Consider the following 18,987-nt stretch of genomic DNA (forward strand, 5'->3'; position numbering starts at 1 on the left):
AAAGCCGTCCTCCCCACGCTCCCTTCCGTGGAAACCTAACCGGAGGAGAAAATCTCGTATTCCCTCCCGGTGTCAGCGCCCCCCACCCGCCTTACCTCCGACTTATGGCCGAAAAGGGCAGGATGGAGGCAACACACCAAGGCACCGTCGAAGACCCCTGCCCGCGTGCGCCCGGTGCCGGGCCGCGCGGGTGGACATGAGGAAGGACCAGGAACGTGCGCGTACTCGTCGTCGAGGACGAGCAACTGCTCGCCGATGCGGTGGCCACCGGACTGCGCCGGGAGGCCATGGCCGTCGACGTCGTGTACGACGGCGCGGCCGCCCTGGAGCGCATCGGCGTCAACGACTACGACGTGGTCGTCCTCGACCGCGACCTCCCGCTCGTGCACGGCGACGACGTCTGCCGCAAGATCGTCGAACTGGGCATGCCGACCCGCGTGCTGATGCTGACGGCCTCCGGTGACGTCAGCGACCGGGTCGAGGGACTGGAGATCGGTGCCGACGACTACCTGCCCAAGCCGTTCGCGTTCAGTGAGCTCATCGCCCGTGTGCGCGCCCTCGGCCGGCGCACCAGCGTGCCGCTGCCGCCCGTCCTGGAGCGCGCCGGGATCAAGCTCGACCCCAACCGCCGCGAGGTCTTCCGCGACGGCAAGGAGGTCCAGCTCGCTCCCAAGGAGTTCGCGGTCCTGGAGGTGCTGATGCGCAGCGAGGGCGCCGTCGTCTCCGCGGAGCAGCTCCTGGAGAAGGCCTGGGACGAGAACACCGATCCCTTCACGAACGTCGTGCGCGTGACGGTCATGACCCTGCGCCGCAAGCTGGGCGAGCCGCCCGTCATCGTCACCGTCCCCGGCTCCGGGTACCGGATCTGATACCCCGTGGCAACGACTCCCGCGCCCCCGCAGGCGCCGCCCAAGCCCACCTGGGACCCCAGAAGGCCCGTACCGCCCTTCCCGTGGCTGCGCCCGACCATCCGCATAAGGCTCACGCTGCTCTACGGCGGCATGTTCCTCATCGCCGGCATCCTGCTGCTGTCGATCATCTACCTGCTGGCCGCGCAGGCCCTGAACGTGGGCAGCGACCTGCCGTTCAAGATCGTCGAGGGCAAGGTCACCAGCGACATCTGCAACCTGCCGGACCAGGCCTCGCCCGCCGAGTTCAACAACGCCATGAACGCGTGCGTCAACGAGCAGCGCCGGCACGCCCTGGACAGCCTGCTCAGCCGCTCGCTGCTGGCGCTGCTGGGCCTGGCGGTCATCGCCTTCGCCTTCGGCTACGCCATGGCCGGACGCGTGCTCTCCCCGCTGGGCCGGATCACCCGCACCGCCCGCGCGGTGGCGGGCTCGGACCTCTCCCGCCGGATCGAGCTGGACGGCCCGGACGACGAGCTGAAGGAGCTGGCCGACACCTTCGACGACATGCTGGAGCGGCTGCAACGGGCCTTCACCGCCCAGCAGCGCTTCGTCGGCAACGCCTCGCACGAGCTGAGAACACCGCTGGCGATCAACCGCACGCTCCTCGAGGTGCATCTGTCCGATCCGAACGCGCCGATGGAACTCCAGCAGCTCGGCAAGACGCTGCTGGCCACCAACGAGCGCAGCGAGCAGCTCGTCGAGGGTCTGCTGCTCCTCGCCCGCAGCGACAACCAGGTCGTCGAGCGCGGACCGGTGGACCTCGCCGAGGTCGCCGAGCAGGCCGTCGACCAGGTGCACGGCGAGGCCGAGAGCAAGGGCGTGCTGATCCGGGGCGAGCAGAAGCCCGCCGTGGTCCAGGGCAACGGCGTGCTGCTGGAGCGGATCGCGCTCAACCTGGTCCAGAACGCCGTGCGCTACAACGTCGCCGAGGACGGCTGGGTCGAGGTCACCACCGACGTCCAGCACGGCCAGGCGGTCCTGGTCGTGTCCAACACGGGGCCGGTCGTGCCGGCGTACGAGATCGACAACCTCTTCGAGCCGTTCCGGCGGCTGCGCACGGAGCGGACGGGCAGCGACAAGGGTGTCGGGCTCGGGCTCTCCATCGTCCGGTCCGTGGCCCGGGCGCACGGCGGGCACATCTACGCCCAGCCGCGTGAGGGGGGTGGGCTCGTCATGCGCGTTACGCTGCCGATCTGAGATCATGTCGCCGATCAACTCGGCGGCGCACGGGGATGTTCGCTTTGCGCGGAATTTCTGAGGCTGTACCGCGCGTGCACCGTGTGTGATCGATCACAGGGACGCCTTTCCGGCCATCTACTCTCCGTGATCATGCACGCTGTCGGAAAGCCGGGAAAATCCCGGTTTTCGGGGGTCTTGATCACGGGAAGTACACGGTGAGACGCCTTTGGCGTGCAGCATTCGGACCGTGTACGGTCCCCATCGCCATCCAAGCCGATCACTCGTCAGGAGTCCGGTTGGGTGTCGATTGAGTAACAGACCTTGATGTGAGGCAAAATCTCCGCCTCAGGTCGGGCACAAGTCCGGCCTCTCACGCGTTAGTGCGCTGGAGACACCGCAGACACCCAGAGGGGGAGAGCGACCATGGCAACCGATTACGACACTCCACGCAAGACCGACGACGACGTCGACTCGGACAGCCTCGAAGAGCTGAAGGCTCGGAGGAATGACAAGTCGGCCTCCGCCGTGGACGTCGACGAGTTCGAGGCCGCGGAGGGCCTCGAGCTGCCCGGAGCCGACCTCTCGAACGAGGAGCTGGCCGTCCGGGTGCTCCCGAAGCAGCAGGACGAGTTCACCTGCATGAGCTGCTTCCTGGTCCACCACCGCAGCCAGCTGGCCCGCGAGAAGAACGGTCAGCCGATCTGCCGCGACTGCGACTGAGGACGGGTCGGCCGTGACTGGCTCGACCCCTCCCTGGAAGCGCCGCTTCTCCAAGCGGAAAGCGGACGAAGGGCCGATGGACGGCCCGCAGTACAGCGCGCGTGACGACGAGCGAGGCTCAACCGCTACGGGGGCGGCCTCGCTCGAACCGGCAGGCCGGGGTGACCTCCCGGCATCCGTGGACGTCCCCGCACCCGTCGCGAGACGGCGGGCGGGGACGATCAGGGAGCGAGCCAGGGAAGGCGCCCGCAAGGGCGGCGTCCGGGCTCGGGCGGGACTCGCCTACCTCGCCGACCGCATCATCGAACTGGCCCCACGCGTCCCCGTACGGGACCTGGCGACGCTGCGCAGACAGTTCCCGGGCCTCGGCCCCGAGGAGCTCGCGGACAAGCTCGTGGCGGGCGCCGCGAACGCGACGGCGACGGTCGGAGCCGGTGTCGGCGCGGCCGCGATGCTCCCCGTGCCCCCGGCGATGCCGACGGAACTGGCCGCCGAGGTCACCGGCGTCGCGGCGATCGAGCTGAAGCTGATCGCCGAACTCCACGAGGTCTACGGCGTACGCCCGCCCGGCAACCTCAAGCAGCGCAGCACCGCGTACCTCGACTCGTGGTCGGGGGAGCGCGGGATCGACGCGACCAAGCCGTCGACACTCAGCGCGGCGCTCAACAGCCGCATGAAGCGTGAACTGCGGCAGCGGATCATGAAGCGCATGGTCCGCAGCATGCCGAACCTGATGCCGTTCCTGGTGGGCGCCGCCGTAGGGGCGGTCATGAACCGGGGCGAGACGAGAAAGCTCGCCGGCCGGATCCGCCGCGACCTGCGCAAGATCCAGGTGCCCTGGGAGGCCCTGGAGGCGCTCCCCACCCTGGAACGTCCGGCGGACGCCCTGGAGATGGGCGAGATCACCAGAGACCCCCTGGGCCGCCACGAGGACCACCGGCCCGACGGCGGACACGGCGGTCGGCACGGCGACGCGCGCTGAGACCGGCCCGTCGCGCGGCGGCCGGGTGACGCCCCGCGCAGGTGTGCTACGCCGACGTCTGCGTCCGCAGCGCCTGCGCCAGCCGCTCCGGCTCGCGCGTGGACAGGTACAGGTACGGAGTCGGGTCCTGCGGGTCCGTGACCTCCACGCGCAGGGCCGTCGGGATGTACGCGCGCAGCAGGAGGAAGGCGCGCGGATCGGCCTTGTAGGTGCGCCAGGCGCGGGCCTCCTCCGCGTCCAGCACCTCCGCCTCGCCCAGTGCCGCCAGCGGGATCTTCGCCTCGCCCGCGATAAGGGAGTCCCCGACCACCCGGATGCGGACCGAGCCGTAGGAGCTCGCGGCGACGGCCGCGACCGCGGTGCCCCCGGCGAGGCCGCCGAGCATCGGCAGCGTGCCGAAGGGGAGCAGGATCAGGGCCATCGAGACGCCCACGAGGAACGAGATCAGCCACCAGGTCCGCGGGGCGGTGAGGCGTTCTTCGTACGGGGCGGCGGAGAGCTGCATGAGGCCAAGCTTGACACGGTGTCCGGAAGGGGCGGACGCGCGGGTAAGGTCTCCGGCTGTGAGTGGTACTTCCGCAGCTCTGCAGCCTCCGGCCGACGCCGTGCAACCGGTGCGGCACCCGGACGCACCCGCGCCCGGCGAGCTCCTCGGCGCGCACTACGGCCAGTGTTTCGGCTGTGGCGGCGAGCAGCCGCACGGGCTGCACCTGGAGGCGCGGGCCGGCGAGGGCGTCTCGCTCACCGCCGAGTTCACCGTGCGACCCGCCCACCAGGGCGCCCCGGGCCTCGCGCACGGTGGCGTGCTGGCCTCCGCCCTGGACGAGACTCTCGGCTCGCTGAACTGGCTGCTGCGCACGATCGCGGTGACCGGACGGCTGGAGACCGACTTCGTACGGCCCGTGCCCGTCGGCACCACGCTGTACCTGGAGGCCGAGGTGACGGCGGTGGCCGGGCGGAAGATCTACTCCACCGCGACCGGACGCGTCGGCGGCCCCGACGGGCCCGTCGCGGTGCGCGCGGACGCGCTCTTCATCGAGGTGAAGGTCGACCACTTCGTGGACCACGGCCGCCAGGAGGAGATCCAGGCCGCCATGAGCGACCCGGACCAGGTCCGGCGTGCCCGTGCCTTCGAGGTGAACCCGTGAGCCCGGCCGGACCCGGGAACGCCACCGGTCCCATGGGGCCCGACAGCACCGCCGGCCCCGTCAGCCCGGAAAGCACCATGACCCCCACGAGCCCCATGACCCCCACGAGCCCCGTGACTCGGCCGCCGCTGGACGTGCTCATCCGGCGCGTCGATCCGGACGTACCGCTTCCGTCGTACGCGCAGCCCGGTGACGCCGGGGCCGATCTGCGCACCACCGAGGCGTGCCAACTGGAGCCGGGCGAGCGGGCCGTGCTGCCCACGGGAGTGTCTGTGGCGCTGCCGGAGGGGTACGCGGCCTTCGTGCACCCGCGATCCGGCCTGGCCGCCCGCTGCGGCGTCGCCCTGGTGAATGCCCCGGGGACGGTTGATGCCGGGTACCGTGGGGAGATCAAGGTGATCGTGGTGAATCTCGACCCGCGCGAGGCCGTGCGGTTCGAGCGCTTCGACCGGATTGCCCAACTGGTAGTCCAGCAGGTCGAGAAGGTTCGCTTCCAAGAGGTGGCAAAACTTCCCGACTCGACGCGGGCCGAGGGGGGCTTCGGATCCACCGGAGGCCATGCGGCGGTGGACGGGACGAGCGGCACAAGCGGTCAGGCCGCCGTGGGCGGTCAGGCGGGTGGGAATCGATACGCTTCGGTCGTATCCGACCGGGAAGGACAGTGACGTGTTCGGACGTCGCAAGAAGAGGGATGCCGCCGAGGACGCGGCCGGCGAGGCCGAGCAGGTCGTCGACGGTGTCGACACTGAGGCGGACGACGAGCGCGAGCGCCTGAGGCTCGAGCCCGCGCCGCGCCCCGACGGGCCCTGGGACGACTCGGAGGTCCGTGACCCGGGCGAGGGCCGGGTCGACCTGGGCGGCCTGTTCGTGCCGGGCGTCGACGGCATGGAGCTCAGGGTCGAGGTCGCGGGCGACGCGATCGTCGCGGCCACGGTCGTGCTGCGCGACAGCGCCATCCAGCTCCAGGGCTTCGCCGCCCCCAAGCGCGAGGGCATCTGGGGCGAGGTGCGCGAGGAGATCGGCACCGGCATCACCCAGCAGGGCGGCATCGTCGACGAGGTCGAGGGGCCGCTGGGCTGGGAGCTGCGCGCCCAGGTGCCCGTACAGCTGCCGGACGGCACCGGCGGCTTCCAGGTCGTGCGGTTCGTCGGTGTGGACGGCCCCCGCTGGTTCCTGCGCGGGGTCATCTCAGGCCAGGGCGCGGTGCAGCCGCAGGCCGCCGGGCTGCTCGAGCAGATCTTCCGGGACACGGTCGTGGTCCGCGGCGAGGGCCCGATGGCGCCCCGCGACCCGATCGTCCTGAAGCTGCCGAACGACGCCCAGATGGTCCCCGAGGGCGTTCAGCAGGAAGAGGGCTCCCGTTTCGCGGGCGGAATGGGCCAGCTCCAGCGCGGACCGGAGATCACCGAAGTCCGCTGACCCCGCAGAGACACCAGGGCCGTACCCCCACCGGGGGTGCGGCCCTTTCTCGTGCGCGGAACCTTGACGACGCATTGGTCTGTACCTACCGTCACCGTTCAACGCGTCTGTTCATAAAGGCGCTTCACGTTCACATACAAGAACGGAAGGCCCCCACGCATGCGCAGAACCGCTCTCCTCGCGGCCTCGGCCGCCCTCGTCGCCGGCGGCCTCGCCCGGCCCGCCGACGCCGCCCCCAGCGCCCCCGCCGACTTCGCCCACCCCGGAGTCACCGTCTCCAAGGGCCAGTTGGACTTCACCCGGTCCAAGGTCAACGCCGGCGCCCAGCCCTGGAAGGGCGCCTTCGACCAGATGATGGCGAGCAAGTACGCCGACCTGAACCGCACGCCCAAGCCCCGGGCGGTCGTCGAATGCGGTTCGTACTCCAACCCCGACCTCGGCTGCACCGACGAGCGCGAGGACGCGATCGCCGCGTACACCCACGCCCTCGCCTGGTACCTCACCCGCGACGAACGGCACGCCCGCAAGGCCATCGAGCTGATGGACGCCTGGTCCGCCGTGATCAGGGACCACACCAACAGCAACGCGCCCCTGCAGACCGGCTGGGCCGGCTCCTCCTGGCCGAAGGCCGCCGAGATCATCACGTACACGTACACCGGCACCTGGGCGAACTCCGGCCGCTTCGCCACCATGCTCCGCACCGTCTACCTGCCCGAGATCATCAACGGCTCGAACTCCAACGGCAACTGGGAGCTGTCGATGATGGAGGCCGCCGTCGGCATCTCCGTCTTCCTGGAGGACAAGGCGTCGTACGACAAGGCCATGGCCAAGTTCCGCACGCGCACGGCCGCCTACGTGTACCTGGAGTCCGACGGCGCGTTGCCGAAGACCGTGCCGAGCCAGAACCTGAACACCCGGGAGAAGATCGTCACGTACTGGCAGGGCCAGTCGACCTTCGTCAACGGGCTAAGCCAGGAGACCTGCCGCGACTTCACCCACACCGGCTACGGCCTCTCGGCCATCTCGCACGTCGCCGAGACCAGCCGCATCCAGGGCCAGGACCTCTACGGCACCGACGTGGGCGAGCGGCTGCGGCACGGGCTCGGCTTCCACGCCAAGTACCAGCTGGGCGCCGGTGCCGAGGGCCGGCTGTGCGGCGGCTCGCTCAAGCTCGGCCTCGGGCCGGTGACAGAAGTCGGCCACAACGCCCTGGCCAACCGTCTCGGGCACGCCATGACCAACACCGCGACGCTGACCCAGCGCGGCCGTCCCGCCGGCAGCAACAACCTCTTCGTCGCCTGGGAGACCCTCACGCACGGCGACAACCCCGCCTGACGCCCCGACCGGCCGGGCGCCGGGCGGGGACGCCGGCGTCCGGTCCGCCCGCCCGGCCGCGTCAGAGTTCCGTCAAAGTGCGCCGCGGAGCCGGGCCGGGGACCCGAATCCCGTGCCTTCCGGCCGTAGGGTCGACGCTGCGCAGTCGGCAGACCACCGGAAGACAATGGGGCCATGGCACGCGGCAAGCTTCGGATCCACCTGGGCGCGGCACCGGGCGTCGGCAAGACCTACGCGATGCTGTCCGAGGCGCACCGCCGCGTCGGACGGGGCACGGACTGCGTGGTGGGCTTCGTCGAGCACCACGGACGACCGCGCACCGAGGTGATGCTGCACGGCCTGGAGCAGGTGCCGCGCCGGGAGCTGGAGTACCGCGGCGGCGTCTTCTCCGAGATGGACCTCGACGCCGTCCTCGCCCGCCGCCCCCAGGTCGCCCTGGTGGACGAACTCGCCCACACCAACGTCCCCGGTTCCCGCAACGCCAAGCGCTGGCAGGACGTGGAGGAACTGCTCGTCGCGGGCATCGACGTGGTCTCGACCGTCAACATCCAGCATCTTGAGTCCCTCGGCGACGTCGTCGAGTCGATCACCGGGGTGCGGCAGCAGGAGACCGTGCCGGACGAGGTGGTGCGCCGGGCCGACCAGGTCGAGCTGGTCGACATGACGCCCGAGGCGCTGCGGCGGCGGATGGCGCACGGCAACATCTACCAGCCCGACAAGGTCGACGCCGCCCTGTCGAACTACTTCCGCCCCGGCAACCTCACCGCCCTGCGCGAGCTGGCGCTGCTGTGGGTGGCCGACCGGGTCGACGCCCACCTCACGCAGTACCGCAGCGAGCACCGGGTGTCGGCGATCTGGGGCTCGCGCGAGCGGATCGTGGTCGGTCTGACCGGCGGCCCCGAGGGCCGCACACTGATCCGCCGGGGCGCACGGCTGGCCGAGAAAGGCGCCGGCGGTGAGGTGCTGGCCGTCTACATAGCCCGCAGCGACGGGCTGACCTCGGCCTCGCCCAAGGAACTGGCATTGCAACGGACCCTGGTCGAGGATCTTGGCGGAACGTTCCACCATGTCGTGGGCGACGACATACCCGCCGCGCTGCTCGCCTTCGCCCGCGGTGCGAACGCCACCCAGATCGTGCTGGGCTCCTCGCGCCGCAAGACGTGGCAGTACGTCTTCGGCCCCGGGGTCGGCGCGACGGTCGCCCGGGAGTCCGGGCCCGACCTCGACGTGCACATCGTCACCCACGACGAGGTCGCCAAGGGCCGCGGTCTGCCGGTGGCCCGGGGCGCGCGCCTCGGGCGCTCCCGGCGGGTGTGGGGCTGGATCGCCGGTGTCGCCGGCCCGCCGCTCCTCGCGGTGCTGCTCAACGCCGTCGACCTCGGCCTCGCCAACGACATGCTGCTGTTCCTGGCGCTGACGGTGGCGGCGGCCCTGCTCGGCGGGCTGCTGCCCGCCCTGGCCTCGGCGGCGGTGGGCTCCCTGCTGCTGAACTACTTCTACACACCGCCCCTGCATCGGTGGACCATCGCCGACCCGAAGAACATCGTCGCCATCGTGATCTTCGTGGCGGTCGGCGCGGCGGTGGCCTCCGTGGTCGACCTCGCTGCCCGCCGCACCCACCAGGCGGCCCGGCTGCGGGCCGAGTCGGAGATCCTGGCCTTCCTCGCCGGCAACGTGCTGCGCGGCGAGACCGGCCTGGAGGACCTGCTCGAACGGGTCCGCGAGACCTTCGGCATGGAGTCCGCGGCCCTGCTGGAACGGGCTGGCGACGTCGAGCCGTGGACCTGCGCCGGGCGCGTCGGCCGGGGACGTCCCGTCGAGCGGCCCGACCAGGCCGACGTGGACATACCCGTCGGGGACCACATGGCCCTGGCGCTGACCGGCCGCGTGCTGCCCGCGGAGGACCGCCGGGTGCTGGCCGCCTTCGCCGCCCAGGCCGCCGTCGTCCTGGACCGCCGCCGGCTCCAGGAGGAGGCCGACCGGGCCCGCACGCTCGCCGAGGGCAACCGCATCCGTACGGCCCTGCTGGCCGCCGTCAGCCACGATCTGCGGACGCCCCTCGCCGGCATCAAGGCGGCGGTGACCTCCCTGCGCTCCGAGGACGTCGAGTGGTCCGAGGAGGACCGCGCCGAGCTGCTGGAGGGCATCGAGGAGGGCGCGGACCGCCTCGACCACCTCGTCGGGAACCTCCTCGACATGTCCCGGCTCCAGACCGGCACCGTCACCCCGCTGATCCGCGAGATCGACCTCGACGAGGTGGTGCCGATGGCGCTCGGCGGCGTCCCCGAGGGCAGCGCCGGCCTGGACGTGCCCGAGACGCTGCCCATGGTCGCCGTCGACCCCGGTCTGCTGGAGCGGGCGATGGCCAACCTCGTCGAGAACGCCGTCAAGTACAGTCCGCCCGGCGCGCCCGTGCTGGTCGCCGCCAGCGCGCTGGCCGACCGGGTCGAGGTGCGGGTGGTCGACCGGGGGCCGGGCGTCCCCGACGAGGCCAAGGAGCGCATCTTCGAGCCCTTCCAGCGCCACGGCGACGCCCCGCGCGGTGCGGGCGTGGGGCTGGGGCTCGCGGTGGCGCGCGGCTTCGCCGAGGCCATGGGCGGCACCCTGAACGCCGAGGACACCCCCGGCGGCGGACTCACCATGGTCCTCACCCTCCGCGCGGCGGGAACCCGCCCGGAGCTCCACCCCGCGGCAGAACCGGAAAGGCAGGCCTCATGACCCGCGTCCTCGTGGTCGACGACGAGCCGCAGATCGTGCGCGCCCTCGTGATCAACCTCAAGGCACGCACCTACGAGGTCGACGCGGCCCACGACGGCGCCACCGCCCTGAAGCTCGCGGCCGCCCGCCACCCCGACGTCGTCGTCCTCGATCTCGGACTGCCCGACATGGACGGCGTCGAGGTGATCAGGGGGCTGCGCGGCTGGACCCGGGTGCCGATCCTGGTGCTGTCCGCGCGGCACTCCTCCGACGAGAAGGTCGAGGCGCTGGACGCGGGCGCCGACGACTACGTCACCAAGCCGTTCGGCATGGACGAGCTGCTGGCGCGGCTGCGGGCCGCCGTCCGCCGGGCCGAACCGGCCGGCGGCGGCGAGGACGACGTGATCGTCGACACCGGCGAGTTCACCGTCGACCTGGCCGCGAAGAAGGTCAACCGCGCCGGCAGGGACGTACGGCTGACCCCCACGGAGTGGCACCTGCTGGAGGTCCTCGTGCGCAACAGCGGCCGCCTGGTCGGACAGAAGCAGCTGCTCCAGGAGGTGTGGGGGCCGTCGTACGGGACGGAGACCAACTATCTGCGCGTGTACATGGCGCAGTTGCGGCGGAAGCTGGAGGCGGATCCCTCGCATCCGAAGCACTTCGTCACCGAGCCGGGGATGGGGTATCGCTTCGAGAAGTGAGGGGCATCGCGTCGGGAAACGGGCTCCTCGCCCTTCGTCAGCAGGCCCCGGTACGCTTCAGATATGAGTGCTGTTCCTCGTTCCGAAAAGCCGGTGGGCCGGTTCCGGCGCATGCTCGACCGGCTCTCCTCGTCGCAGGAGGACCTGGAGTCCGAGGAGCTGCGCGAGGACACCGAGACGACCGGCTGCATCCGGATCGGAGACTGCCAGGACCGGCAGATAGTGACGGTTACTGGTACCTTGCGCACGGTCACCCTTCGGCCGCGCGCCGGAGTCCCGGCCCTGGAGGCCGAGCTGTTCGACGGCTCCGCCGCGCTGGACGTGGTGTGGCTCGGCAGGCGCTCCATCGTGGGGATAGAACCGGGGCGCAAGCTGATCGCATCGGGCCGGATCTCGATGAGCCGGGGCCGCCGGGTGCTGTTCAATCCCAAGTACGAACTGAGACCCCTCGGACGGGAGTAGCCGGTGACGTCGCTCGACAAGCCGACCGAAGAGACATCTGCGGACGACGCCCGGGCGGTGACCGAGGCCGCCCTGTTCGAGGCGTTCGGCGGCGTGCGGGGCATGGTGGAGACGGTGGTTCCCGGTCTCCTCTTCGTCACCATCTACACGATCAACAAGGACCTGCACTTGTCGGCGATCGCGGCGCTGGCCGTGTCGCTGGTGCTGGTCGTGGTCCGGCTGGTGATGAAGGACACCGTCAAGCACGCCTTCAGCGGTGTCTTCGGCGTGGCCTTCGGTGTCGTCTTCGCGATGATGACCGGCAACGCCAAGGACTTCTACCTGCCCGGCATGCTCTACACGCTGGGACTGGGCCTCGCCTACATCATCACCACCCTGTGCGGCGTGCCGCTGATCGGGCTGATCCTCGGCCCGGTCTTCAAGGAGAACCTCTCCTGGCGCACCCGGAACCCCGGCCGCAAGAAGGCCTACGCGAAGGCCAGTTACGCGTGGGGCGCGATCCTGCTCGCCAAGTGCGCGATCCTCTTCCCGCTGTACTGGTGGGCCGACACCACGCAGCTGGGCTGGGTCCTGGTCGCCCTGAAGATCCCGCCGTTCCTGCTCGCGGTGTACCTGACGTGGGTCTTCCTGGCGAAGGCGCCCGCACCCATCGACGTGTTCGCGGAGATGGAGGCGGAGGAGAAGGCGGCCGAGGAGCGGGAGCGGCAGGCCGCCGCCGCTCGGTCCGCCGAGCAGTGACCCTCTGGAGCTGAATGACCCTCCGCAGCTGACGGAAAGGGGCGTCCCGAGCACTCGGGATGCCCCTTTCCGTTCACTCGGCGACCGGCTCAGCTCGCCGCGTCGCGCCGCACCGACAGCAGGTCCTCCAGCTGCTCCTCACGGGCCTGGGCGGCCACGAAGAGGAGTTCGTCGCCGGCCTCCAGGGAGTCCTCCCGGGAGGGGGTCAGGACGCGGTTGCCGCGGATGATCGTCACCAGGGACGTGTCCTGCGGCCACTCGACGTCGCCGACCTGCGTGCCGGCCAGGGCCGACTCCTCCGGCAGGGTCAGCTCGACCAGGTTGGCGTCGCCGTGGCTGAAGCGGAGCAGGCGGACCAGGTCGCCCACGCTCACCGCCTCCTCGACCAGGGCCGACATCAGACGCGGGGTGGAGACGGCCACGTCCACGCCCCAGGACTCGTTGAACAACCACTCGTTCTTGGGGTTGTTCACGCGGGCGACGACGCGCGGGACGCCGTACTCCGTCTTCGCCAGCAGGGACACGACCAGGTTCACCTTGTCGTCGCCGGTCGCGGCGATCACGACGTTGCAGCGCTGGAGCGCCGCCTCGTCCAGGGACGTGATCTCGCAGGCGTCGGCGAGCAGCCACTCGGCCTGCGGGACGCGTTCGACCGAGATGGCGGTCGGCGCCTTGTCGATCAGCAGGACCTCGTGGCCGTTCTCCAGCAGTTCGCCCGCGATCGAGCGGCCGACGGCGCCGGCTCCGGCAATGGCGACCCTCATCAGTGACCGCCCTCCTCTTCGGGACCCTTGGCGAACGCCGCCTCGACCTTGTCGACCTCGTCGGTGCGCATCATCACGTGCACCAGGTCGCCCTCCTGCAGCACCGTCTGCGAGGTGGGCAGGACCGCCTCGCCGAGCCGGGTCAGGAACGCGACGCGCACGCCGGTCTCCTCCTGGATCCGGCTGATCTTGTGGCCGACCCAGGCGGTGGAGGTGTGCACCTCGGCGAGCTGGACGCCACCGGTGGGGTCGCGCCACAGCGGCTCGGCGCCGGAGGGGAGCAGACGGCGCAGCATCTGGTCGGCCGTCCAGCGGACCGTCGCGACGGTGGGGATGCCCAGGCGCTGGTAGACCTCCGCGCGGCGCGGGTCGTAGATGCGGGCGGCGACGTTCTCGATGCCGAACATCTCACGGGCCACGCGAGCGGCGATGATGTTGGAGTTGTCACCGCTGGAGACGGCGGCGAAGGCGCCCGCCTCCTCGATGCCCGCCTCGCGCAGGGTGTCCTGGTCGAAGCCGACACCGGTGACCCGGCGGCCGCCGAACGAGGAGCCCAGCCGGCGGAAGGCGGTGGGGTCCTGGTCGACCACGGCGACCGTGTGCCCCTGTTGCTCCAGGTTCTGGGCCAGTGCGGAACCCACCCTTCCGCACCCCATGATGACAATATGCATCGCGTCACACCGCGCTTCCTGCAGGCCCTCTGACCTTCATGAATGTCGTGCTCATGTCTCTCTTTCGGCTCGCCAGGCATCACGTCGCGGCCTGCGTGCGGGCCGCCGGGCAACATCATGCCGGTGGAATCACGTCATGATGCCCTCCGGGGGCGGTGCCGCGTTCGGCTGCCCGACTCCAACGTATCCGCAAAGCCGAGGGGGTTGCCGAGGGCCCTGCCGGGCCCTCGGCCGGGGGAGGAACTGCCATGAGCCACGAGATCGACGTCCTCGTGCTGGGCGGCGCGGGCGTGGACACCATCGTGCACGTGCCCGAGCTGCCCGTGCCGTTCGCGGACAGCCACATGATCCGGCCCGGGATCGTGACGCGCGCGGGCCAGAGCGGGGACTTCGTGGCCCTCGGGACGACCGCGCTGGGCCTGCGCACCCACCACCTCGACCTCCTCGGCGACGACCCCGAGGGCGACCTCGTCCGCGCGCTGCACCGGGAGCACGGCATCGGACTCACCGCCGTCCCGCAGCCCCTCGGCACCAAACGCGCGGTCAACCTCGTCGGCCCCGACGGCAGGCGCTCGTCCCTCTACGACGCCACCCGGGCCGCCGACACGGACCGGCTGCCCGATGACACCGTCCGCGCACTCGCCGCCGTCAGCCGGCACGCCCACGTCGTCATCACCCAGCCGTGCGCCCACGCGCTGCCCGCCCTGCGCGAGGCGGGCCTCACGATCTCCACCGACCTGCACGACTGGGACGGCGCCAACCCCTACCACGAGCCCTTCGCCCACCAGGCCGACCTGGTCTTCCTCTCCAGCGCGGCCCTGACCGACCCGGAACGGACCATGCGGCGGATCACCGAGCGGGGCCGGGCCCGCGTCGTCGTCGCCACCGCCGGGGCGGACGGGGCGTACCTGCTGGCCGACGGAGAGCTCACCCATGTCCCCGCCGCCGTGCCCCCGGCGCCGGTCGTCGACACCAACGGCGCGGGCGACGCCTTCGCCGCCGCGTTCCTCCACGCCTGGCTGGACGGCACCCCGCCCCGCCGCAGCGCCCTGCACGGCACCGTGGCCGGCGCCTACGCCTGCACGATCCCGTCGACCCGGGCCGCCGGCATCGGGCTGGAGGAGCTCCGCGCGGGGGTGGCGCAGCTGGAGCGGGCCGGGCGGCCCGGTCCTCCCTGTCCTCCCGGCGACGCCTGGGGCACCCGTACGCTCGGTGGTTCCTAGCGCGCCCTCCTCCCGGTGGTTCCTGGCGCGCCCCTCCTCCCGGCACCTCCTAGCGCGCCCCCTGCGACACGTCCTTGCGGCGGCTGATGCTGCGCACGCTCGCCACCGTCAGGATTCCGAGGGCGACGAGGGTGGCCGCGGCGCCGATCAGCTGGGCGGGCGTGTGCATGGAACCTCCAGGGGCGGCAACGGCCGGGAAACGGACGGGGCTTAGTCATATAGGCATGCGAAGCGGGTGACCTGCGGAATCCGCAGCCGCATGTGCCTGTGAATTCACTCGGAGAGCAGACGGAAGACCGATGGGGGGTGGCGGGTGGGCGACCCCGCAATCGAACGCCTACGATCCTCTGTTGTGTCCAAACTGACCGACGTGCCCAAACGGATCCTGATCGGGCGCGCACTGCGCAGCGACCGGCTGGGCGAAACGCTCCTGCCGAAGCGCATCGCACTCCCCGTCTTCGCCTCCGACCCGCTGTCCTCCGTGGCGTACGCGCCCGGCGAGGTACTGCTGGTCCTGTCGATCGCGGGCGTGACGGCGTACCACTTCAGCCCGTGGATCGCCGTCGCGGTCGTCGTGCTGATGTTCACCGTGGTGGCCTCGTACCGGCAGAACGTGCACGCCTACCCCAGCGGCGGCGGCGACTACGAGGTGGCGACCACCAACCTCGGACCCAAGGCCGGCCTGACGGTCGCGAGCGCGCTGCTCGTCGACTACGTCCTCACCGTCGCGGTGTCGATCTCCTCCGGCATCGAGAACCTCGGCTCCGCGATCCCGTTCGTCGTCGAGCACAAGGTGCTCTGCGCGATCGGCGTGATCGTGCTGCTGACGCTGATGAACCTGCGCGGGGTGAAGGAGTCCGGCTCGCTCTTCGCGATCCCGACCTACGTCTTCGTCTGCGGCGTCTTCATCATGATCGCCTGGGGTGCGTTCCGCGGGCTGGTCCTGGACGACAGCATGCGGGCACCGACGGCGGACTACGTCATCAAGCCCGAGCACCAGGGCCTGGCCGGCTTCGCGCTGGTCTTCCTGCTACTGCGCGCCTTCTCCTCCGGCTGCGCCGCGCTCACCGGCGTCGAGGCGATCTCCAACGGCGTCCCGGCCTTCCGCAAGCCCAAGTCCAAGAACGCCGCGACGACGCTCGCGGCGATGGGCCTGCTGGCCGTCACCATGTTCTGCGGCATCATCGCGCTGGCCGCCGCCACCGACGTCCGCATGGCGGAGAACCCCGCCAAGGACCTCGTCCACAACGGTGTCCCGCTCGGCCCGGACTACGTCCAGAATCCGGTGATCTCCCAGGTCGCGGAGGCCGTCTTCGGCAAGGGCAGCTTCCTGTTCATCGTCCTGGCCGCGGCCACCGCGCTGGTGCTGTTCCTCGCCGCCAACACCGCCTACAACGGCTTCCCGCTGCTCGGCTCGATCCTCGCCCAGGACCGCTACCTGCCGCGCCAGCTGCACACCCGCGGCGACCGCCTGGCCTTCTCCAACGGCATCGTGCTCCTCGCCGGCGCCGCCGGACTGCTGGTGGGGATCTACGGCGCCGACTCCACCCGGCTGATCCAGCTGTACATCGTCGGCGTGTTCGTGTCCTTCACGCTCAGCCAGACCGGCATGGTCCGGCACTGGAACCGCCACCTGGCCACGGAGAAGGACCAGGCCAAGCGCCGCCACATGATCCGCTCCCGCGCCATCAACGCCTTCGGCGCCTTCTTCACCGGCCTCGTACTCGTCGTCGTCCTCCTCACCAAGTTCACGCACGGCGCCTGGGTCGCCCTGCTCGGCATGGTGATCTTCTACGCGACGATGACGGCCATCCGGAAGCACTACGACCGGGTCGCCGCCGAGATCGCCGCCCCCGAGGGCCCGAGCGACGACCTCGTACGGCCCTCGCGGGTCCACTCGGTCGTGCTGATCTCCAAGATTCACCGCCCGGCGCTGCGCGCCCTGGCCTACGCCAAGCTGATGCGCTCGGACTCGCTGGAGGCGCTGAGCGTCAACGTCGACCCGGTGGAGACCAAGGCCCTGCGCGAGGAGTGGGAGCGGCGCGGCATCGACGTACCGCTGAAGGTCCTCGACTCGCCCTACCGCGAGATCACGCGGCCGATCATCGAGTACGTCAAGAGCCTGCGCAAGGAATCGCCGCGCGACGCGGTGTCCGTGATCATCCCCGAGTACGTCGTCGGCCACTGGTACGAGCACCTGCTGCACAACCAGAGCGCCCTGCGGCTGAAGGGCCGGCTGCTGTTCACGCCCGGGATCATGGTGACCTCGGTTCCGTACCAGCTGCAGTCCTCCGAGGCGGCCAAGCGGCGAGCCCGCAGGCAACAGGACTGGAACGCGCCGGGCTCGGTGCGGCGCGGTCCCGCGCAGGTGCGGTCGAAGGAGTCCTCCGAGCACAAGAGCTGAAGATCTCCTGAGACGACGGCGCGTGTGACGCGTGCGATCCGTGTGACGGTACGGCTGGTGTGAATCGGTCGGGTGACAGCCACGTAGACTGGTGGGCTGTTGTCCGGCCGTTTCCGTTCGGCCCTTCCCCCTCACGCGTTATGGAGTCACCCCGCCATGCAGGCAGAACCGAGGAAGTCGCTGGTGGGGGAGGAGTACGAGGTCGAGGTCGGCCCCGTCGCCCACGGCGGTCACTGCATCGCCCGCACGTCCGAGGGGCAGGTGCTGTTCGTCCGGCACGCGCTGCCCGGCGAGCGGGTCGTGGCGCGGGTGACGGAGGGCGAGGAGGGGGGGCGGTTCCTGCGCGCCGACGCCGTGACCGTGCTCGACGCCTCCAAGGACCGGATCGACGAGCCCTGCCCGTTCGCCGGCCCCGGCCGCTGCGGCGGCTGCGACTGGCAGCACGCCAAGCCGGGCGCGCAGCGGCGCCTGAAGGCCGACGTCATCGCCGAACAGCTCCAGCACCTTGCCGGGCTCACCCCGGAGGAGGCCGGCTGGGACGGCACGGTGCTGCCGGCGGAGGGCGACAAGGTGCCCGCGGGCCAGGTCCCCGCGTGGCGCACCCGCGTCCAGTACGCCGTCACCGCCGACGGCCGGGCGGGCCTGCGCCGGCACCGCTCGCACGAGGTGGAGCCGATCGACCACTGCATGATCGCCGCGGAGGGCGTCAGCGAGCTCGGCATCGAGAAGCGTTCCTGGACGGGCATGGACTCCGTCGAGGCGATCGCTGCGACGGGCTCCCAGGACCGCCAGGTGATCCTCACCCCGAAGCCGGGCGCGCGCCTCCCGCTCGTCGAACTCGACCGCCCCGTCTCCGTCCTGCGCGTGGACGAGCGCTCCGGCGGTGTCCACCGGGTGCACGGCCGCCCCTTCGTCCGCGAACGCGCCGACGGCCGCACGCACCGCGTCGGCAACGGCGGCTTCTGGCAGGTCCACCCGAAGGCCGCGGAGACCCTGGTGACCGCGGTCATGCAGGGCCTGCTGCCCCGCAAGGGCGACATGGCCCTCGACCTGTACTGCGGCGTCGGCCTCTTCGCCGGCGCCCTCGCCGACCGCGTCGGAGACCAGGGCGCCGTCCTCGGCATCGAGTCCGGCAAGCGGGCGGTGGAGGACGCGCGGCACAATCTCGCGGACTTCGAGCGGGTGCGCATCGAGCAGGGCAAGGTCGAGAGCGTGTTGCCACGCACGGGCATCGAGGAGGTCGACCTGATCGTCCTCGACCCACCGCGGGCGGGCGCGGGCCGCAAGACGGTGGAGCACCTTTCGTCGCTGGGGGCGCGGCGGATCGCGTACGTGGCGTGCGATCCGGCCGCGCTGGCGCGGGACTTGGGGTACTTCCGGGACGGGGGGTACCGGGTGCGGACGCTGCGGGCGTTCGATCTGTTTCCGATGACGCATCATGTGGAGTGCGTTGCCATCCTTGAACCGGCTGTGAAGGGTCACTGACCTGCGGGTTTGATGTTGAGGAGGTCCCTCATTACGGGCTGACGCTCATTCGGCGCTTGTTCTGATGAGGCGTCAGGGTGACGGCCGCCGATGCGGAGGGGCGGGATTCGCCCCCGCCGGGCCCGGATGGAGGTGCCTTGGTGGGACA

The 18,987-nt window shown here is 71.0% G+C and carries 18 protein-coding genes; 15 read left to right on the forward strand and 3 right to left on the reverse strand.

Annotated features, from left to right (window positions below; all coding sequences use genetic code 11):
- Nucleotides 1-215: 215 nt before the first annotated feature.
- The 4 genes from QOL88_RS29710 to QOL88_RS29725 all read left to right on the forward strand — a co-directional run bounded on the left by QOL88_RS29710 (nucleotide 216) and on the right by QOL88_RS29725 (nucleotide 3,792).
- Nucleotides 216-869, forward strand: coding sequence for a response regulator transcription factor (locus QOL88_RS29710; RefSeq protein WP_003993508.1), 654 nt, complete (start codon nucleotides 216-218; stop codon nucleotides 867-869).
- Nucleotides 870-875: 6 nt separating this feature from the next.
- Nucleotides 876-2,108: a sensor histidine kinase gene (locus QOL88_RS29715; RefSeq protein ID WP_097221358.1), complete on the forward strand. Its 1,233-nt coding sequence runs from the start codon at nucleotides 876-878 to the stop codon at nucleotides 2,106-2,108.
- Between the two features lie 405 nt (nucleotides 2,109-2,513).
- Nucleotides 2,514-2,810, forward strand: coding sequence for a DUF4193 domain-containing protein (locus tag QOL88_RS29720; RefSeq protein WP_003993510.1), 297 nt, complete (start codon nucleotides 2,514-2,516; stop codon nucleotides 2,808-2,810).
- A gap of 13 nt (nucleotides 2,811-2,823) precedes the next feature.
- Nucleotides 2,824-3,792 carry a hypothetical protein gene (locus tag QOL88_RS29725; RefSeq protein ID WP_097221359.1) on the forward strand — a complete coding sequence of 323 codons (969 nt, stop codon included), beginning with the start codon at nucleotides 2,824-2,826 and terminating at the stop codon, nucleotides 3,790-3,792.
- 46 nt (nucleotides 3,793-3,838) lie between these two features.
- On the opposite strand, the gene QOL88_RS29730 is transcribed toward QOL88_RS29725, so the two are convergent.
- Nucleotides 3,839-4,297, reverse strand: a complete 459-nt coding sequence (locus tag QOL88_RS29730; protein WP_097221360.1) for a DUF3093 domain-containing protein — start codon at nucleotides 4,295-4,297, stop codon at nucleotides 3,839-3,841.
- Nucleotides 4,298-4,355: 58 nt separating this feature from the next.
- Here QOL88_RS29730 and QOL88_RS29735 point away from each other — a divergent pair, with 58 nt between their 5' ends.
- From QOL88_RS29735 to QOL88_RS29770, 8 genes are all read left to right on the forward strand, one after another.
- A complete protein-coding gene (locus tag QOL88_RS29735; protein WP_097221361.1) occupies nucleotides 4,356-4,940 on the forward strand; it encodes a PaaI family thioesterase in 585 nt (194 codons plus the stop codon).
- 95 nt (nucleotides 4,941-5,035) lie between these two features.
- A complete protein-coding gene (gene dut / locus QOL88_RS29740) occupies nucleotides 5,036-5,605 on the forward strand; it encodes a dUTP diphosphatase (protein WP_031106684.1) in 570 nt (189 codons plus the stop codon).
- Between the two features lies 1 nt (nucleotide 5,606).
- A complete protein-coding gene (locus tag QOL88_RS29745) occupies nucleotides 5,607-6,359 on the forward strand; it encodes a DUF3710 domain-containing protein (protein WP_031106683.1) in 753 nt (250 codons plus the stop codon).
- Between the two features lie 159 nt (nucleotides 6,360-6,518).
- Nucleotides 6,519-7,694, forward strand: coding sequence for an alginate lyase family protein (locus QOL88_RS29750; RefSeq protein WP_097221362.1), 1,176 nt, complete (start codon nucleotides 6,519-6,521; stop codon nucleotides 7,692-7,694).
- Between the two features lie 174 nt (nucleotides 7,695-7,868).
- The gene (locus tag QOL88_RS29755; protein ID WP_097221363.1) at nucleotides 7,869-10,412 is read left to right on the forward strand and encodes a sensor histidine kinase; all 2,544 of its coding nucleotides are present in this window, start codon (nucleotides 7,869-7,871) and stop codon (nucleotides 10,410-10,412) included.
- Entirely contained in the window at nucleotides 10,409-11,092 is a 684-nt protein-coding gene (locus tag QOL88_RS29760; RefSeq protein ID WP_097221364.1) for a response regulator, read from the forward strand. The genes QOL88_RS29755 and QOL88_RS29760 overlap by 4 nt, the downstream gene beginning before the upstream one ends.
- A gap of 63 nt (nucleotides 11,093-11,155) precedes the next feature.
- On the forward strand, nucleotides 11,156-11,554 hold the full coding sequence (locus tag QOL88_RS29765) for an OB-fold nucleic acid binding domain-containing protein (RefSeq protein WP_097221365.1): 399 nt from the start codon (nucleotides 11,156-11,158) through the stop codon (nucleotides 11,552-11,554).
- Between the two features lie 3 nt (nucleotides 11,555-11,557).
- A complete protein-coding gene (locus QOL88_RS29770) occupies nucleotides 11,558-12,292 on the forward strand; it encodes a DUF3159 domain-containing protein (RefSeq protein ID WP_097221366.1) in 735 nt (244 codons plus the stop codon).
- 89 nt (nucleotides 12,293-12,381) lie between these two features.
- On the opposite strand, the gene QOL88_RS29775 is transcribed toward QOL88_RS29770, so the two are convergent.
- Nucleotides 12,382-13,056 (reverse strand): potassium channel family protein, encoded by a 675-nt coding sequence (locus QOL88_RS29775; RefSeq protein ID WP_097221367.1) that lies wholly within the window; start codon nucleotides 13,054-13,056, stop codon nucleotides 12,382-12,384.
- The gene (locus QOL88_RS29780) at nucleotides 13,056-13,727 is read right to left on the reverse strand and encodes a potassium channel family protein (protein ID WP_094053911.1); all 672 of its coding nucleotides are present in this window, start codon (nucleotides 13,725-13,727) and stop codon (nucleotides 13,056-13,058) included. The genes QOL88_RS29775 and QOL88_RS29780 overlap by 1 nt, the downstream gene beginning before the upstream one ends.
- Nucleotides 13,728-13,975: 248 nt before the next feature.
- On the opposite strand from QOL88_RS29780, the gene QOL88_RS29785 reads away from it, so the two are divergent.
- The 3 genes from QOL88_RS29785 to QOL88_RS29795 all read left to right on the forward strand — a co-directional run bounded on the left by QOL88_RS29785 (nucleotide 13,976) and on the right by QOL88_RS29795 (nucleotide 18,839).
- Nucleotides 13,976-14,950: a PfkB family carbohydrate kinase gene (locus QOL88_RS29785; protein WP_097221368.1), complete on the forward strand. Its 975-nt coding sequence runs from the start codon at nucleotides 13,976-13,978 to the stop codon at nucleotides 14,948-14,950.
- 352 nt (nucleotides 14,951-15,302) lie between these two features.
- Complete coding sequence (locus QOL88_RS29790) at nucleotides 15,303-17,354, forward strand: APC family permease (RefSeq protein WP_097221369.1); 2,052 nt, start codon at nucleotides 15,303-15,305, stop codon at nucleotides 17,352-17,354.
- A gap of 156 nt (nucleotides 17,355-17,510) precedes the next feature.
- Nucleotides 17,511-18,839 (forward strand): class I SAM-dependent RNA methyltransferase, encoded by a 1,329-nt coding sequence (locus tag QOL88_RS29795; RefSeq protein ID WP_097221370.1) that lies wholly within the window; start codon nucleotides 17,511-17,513, stop codon nucleotides 18,837-18,839.
- The last annotated feature ends 148 nt before the right edge of the window (nucleotides 18,840-18,987 follow it).

The sequence above is a fragment of the Streptomyces sp. Ag82_O1-12 genome, assembly GCF_900182715.1.
Classification (GTDB): Bacteria; Actinomycetota; Actinomycetes; order Streptomycetales; family Streptomycetaceae; genus Streptomyces; species Streptomyces massasporeus.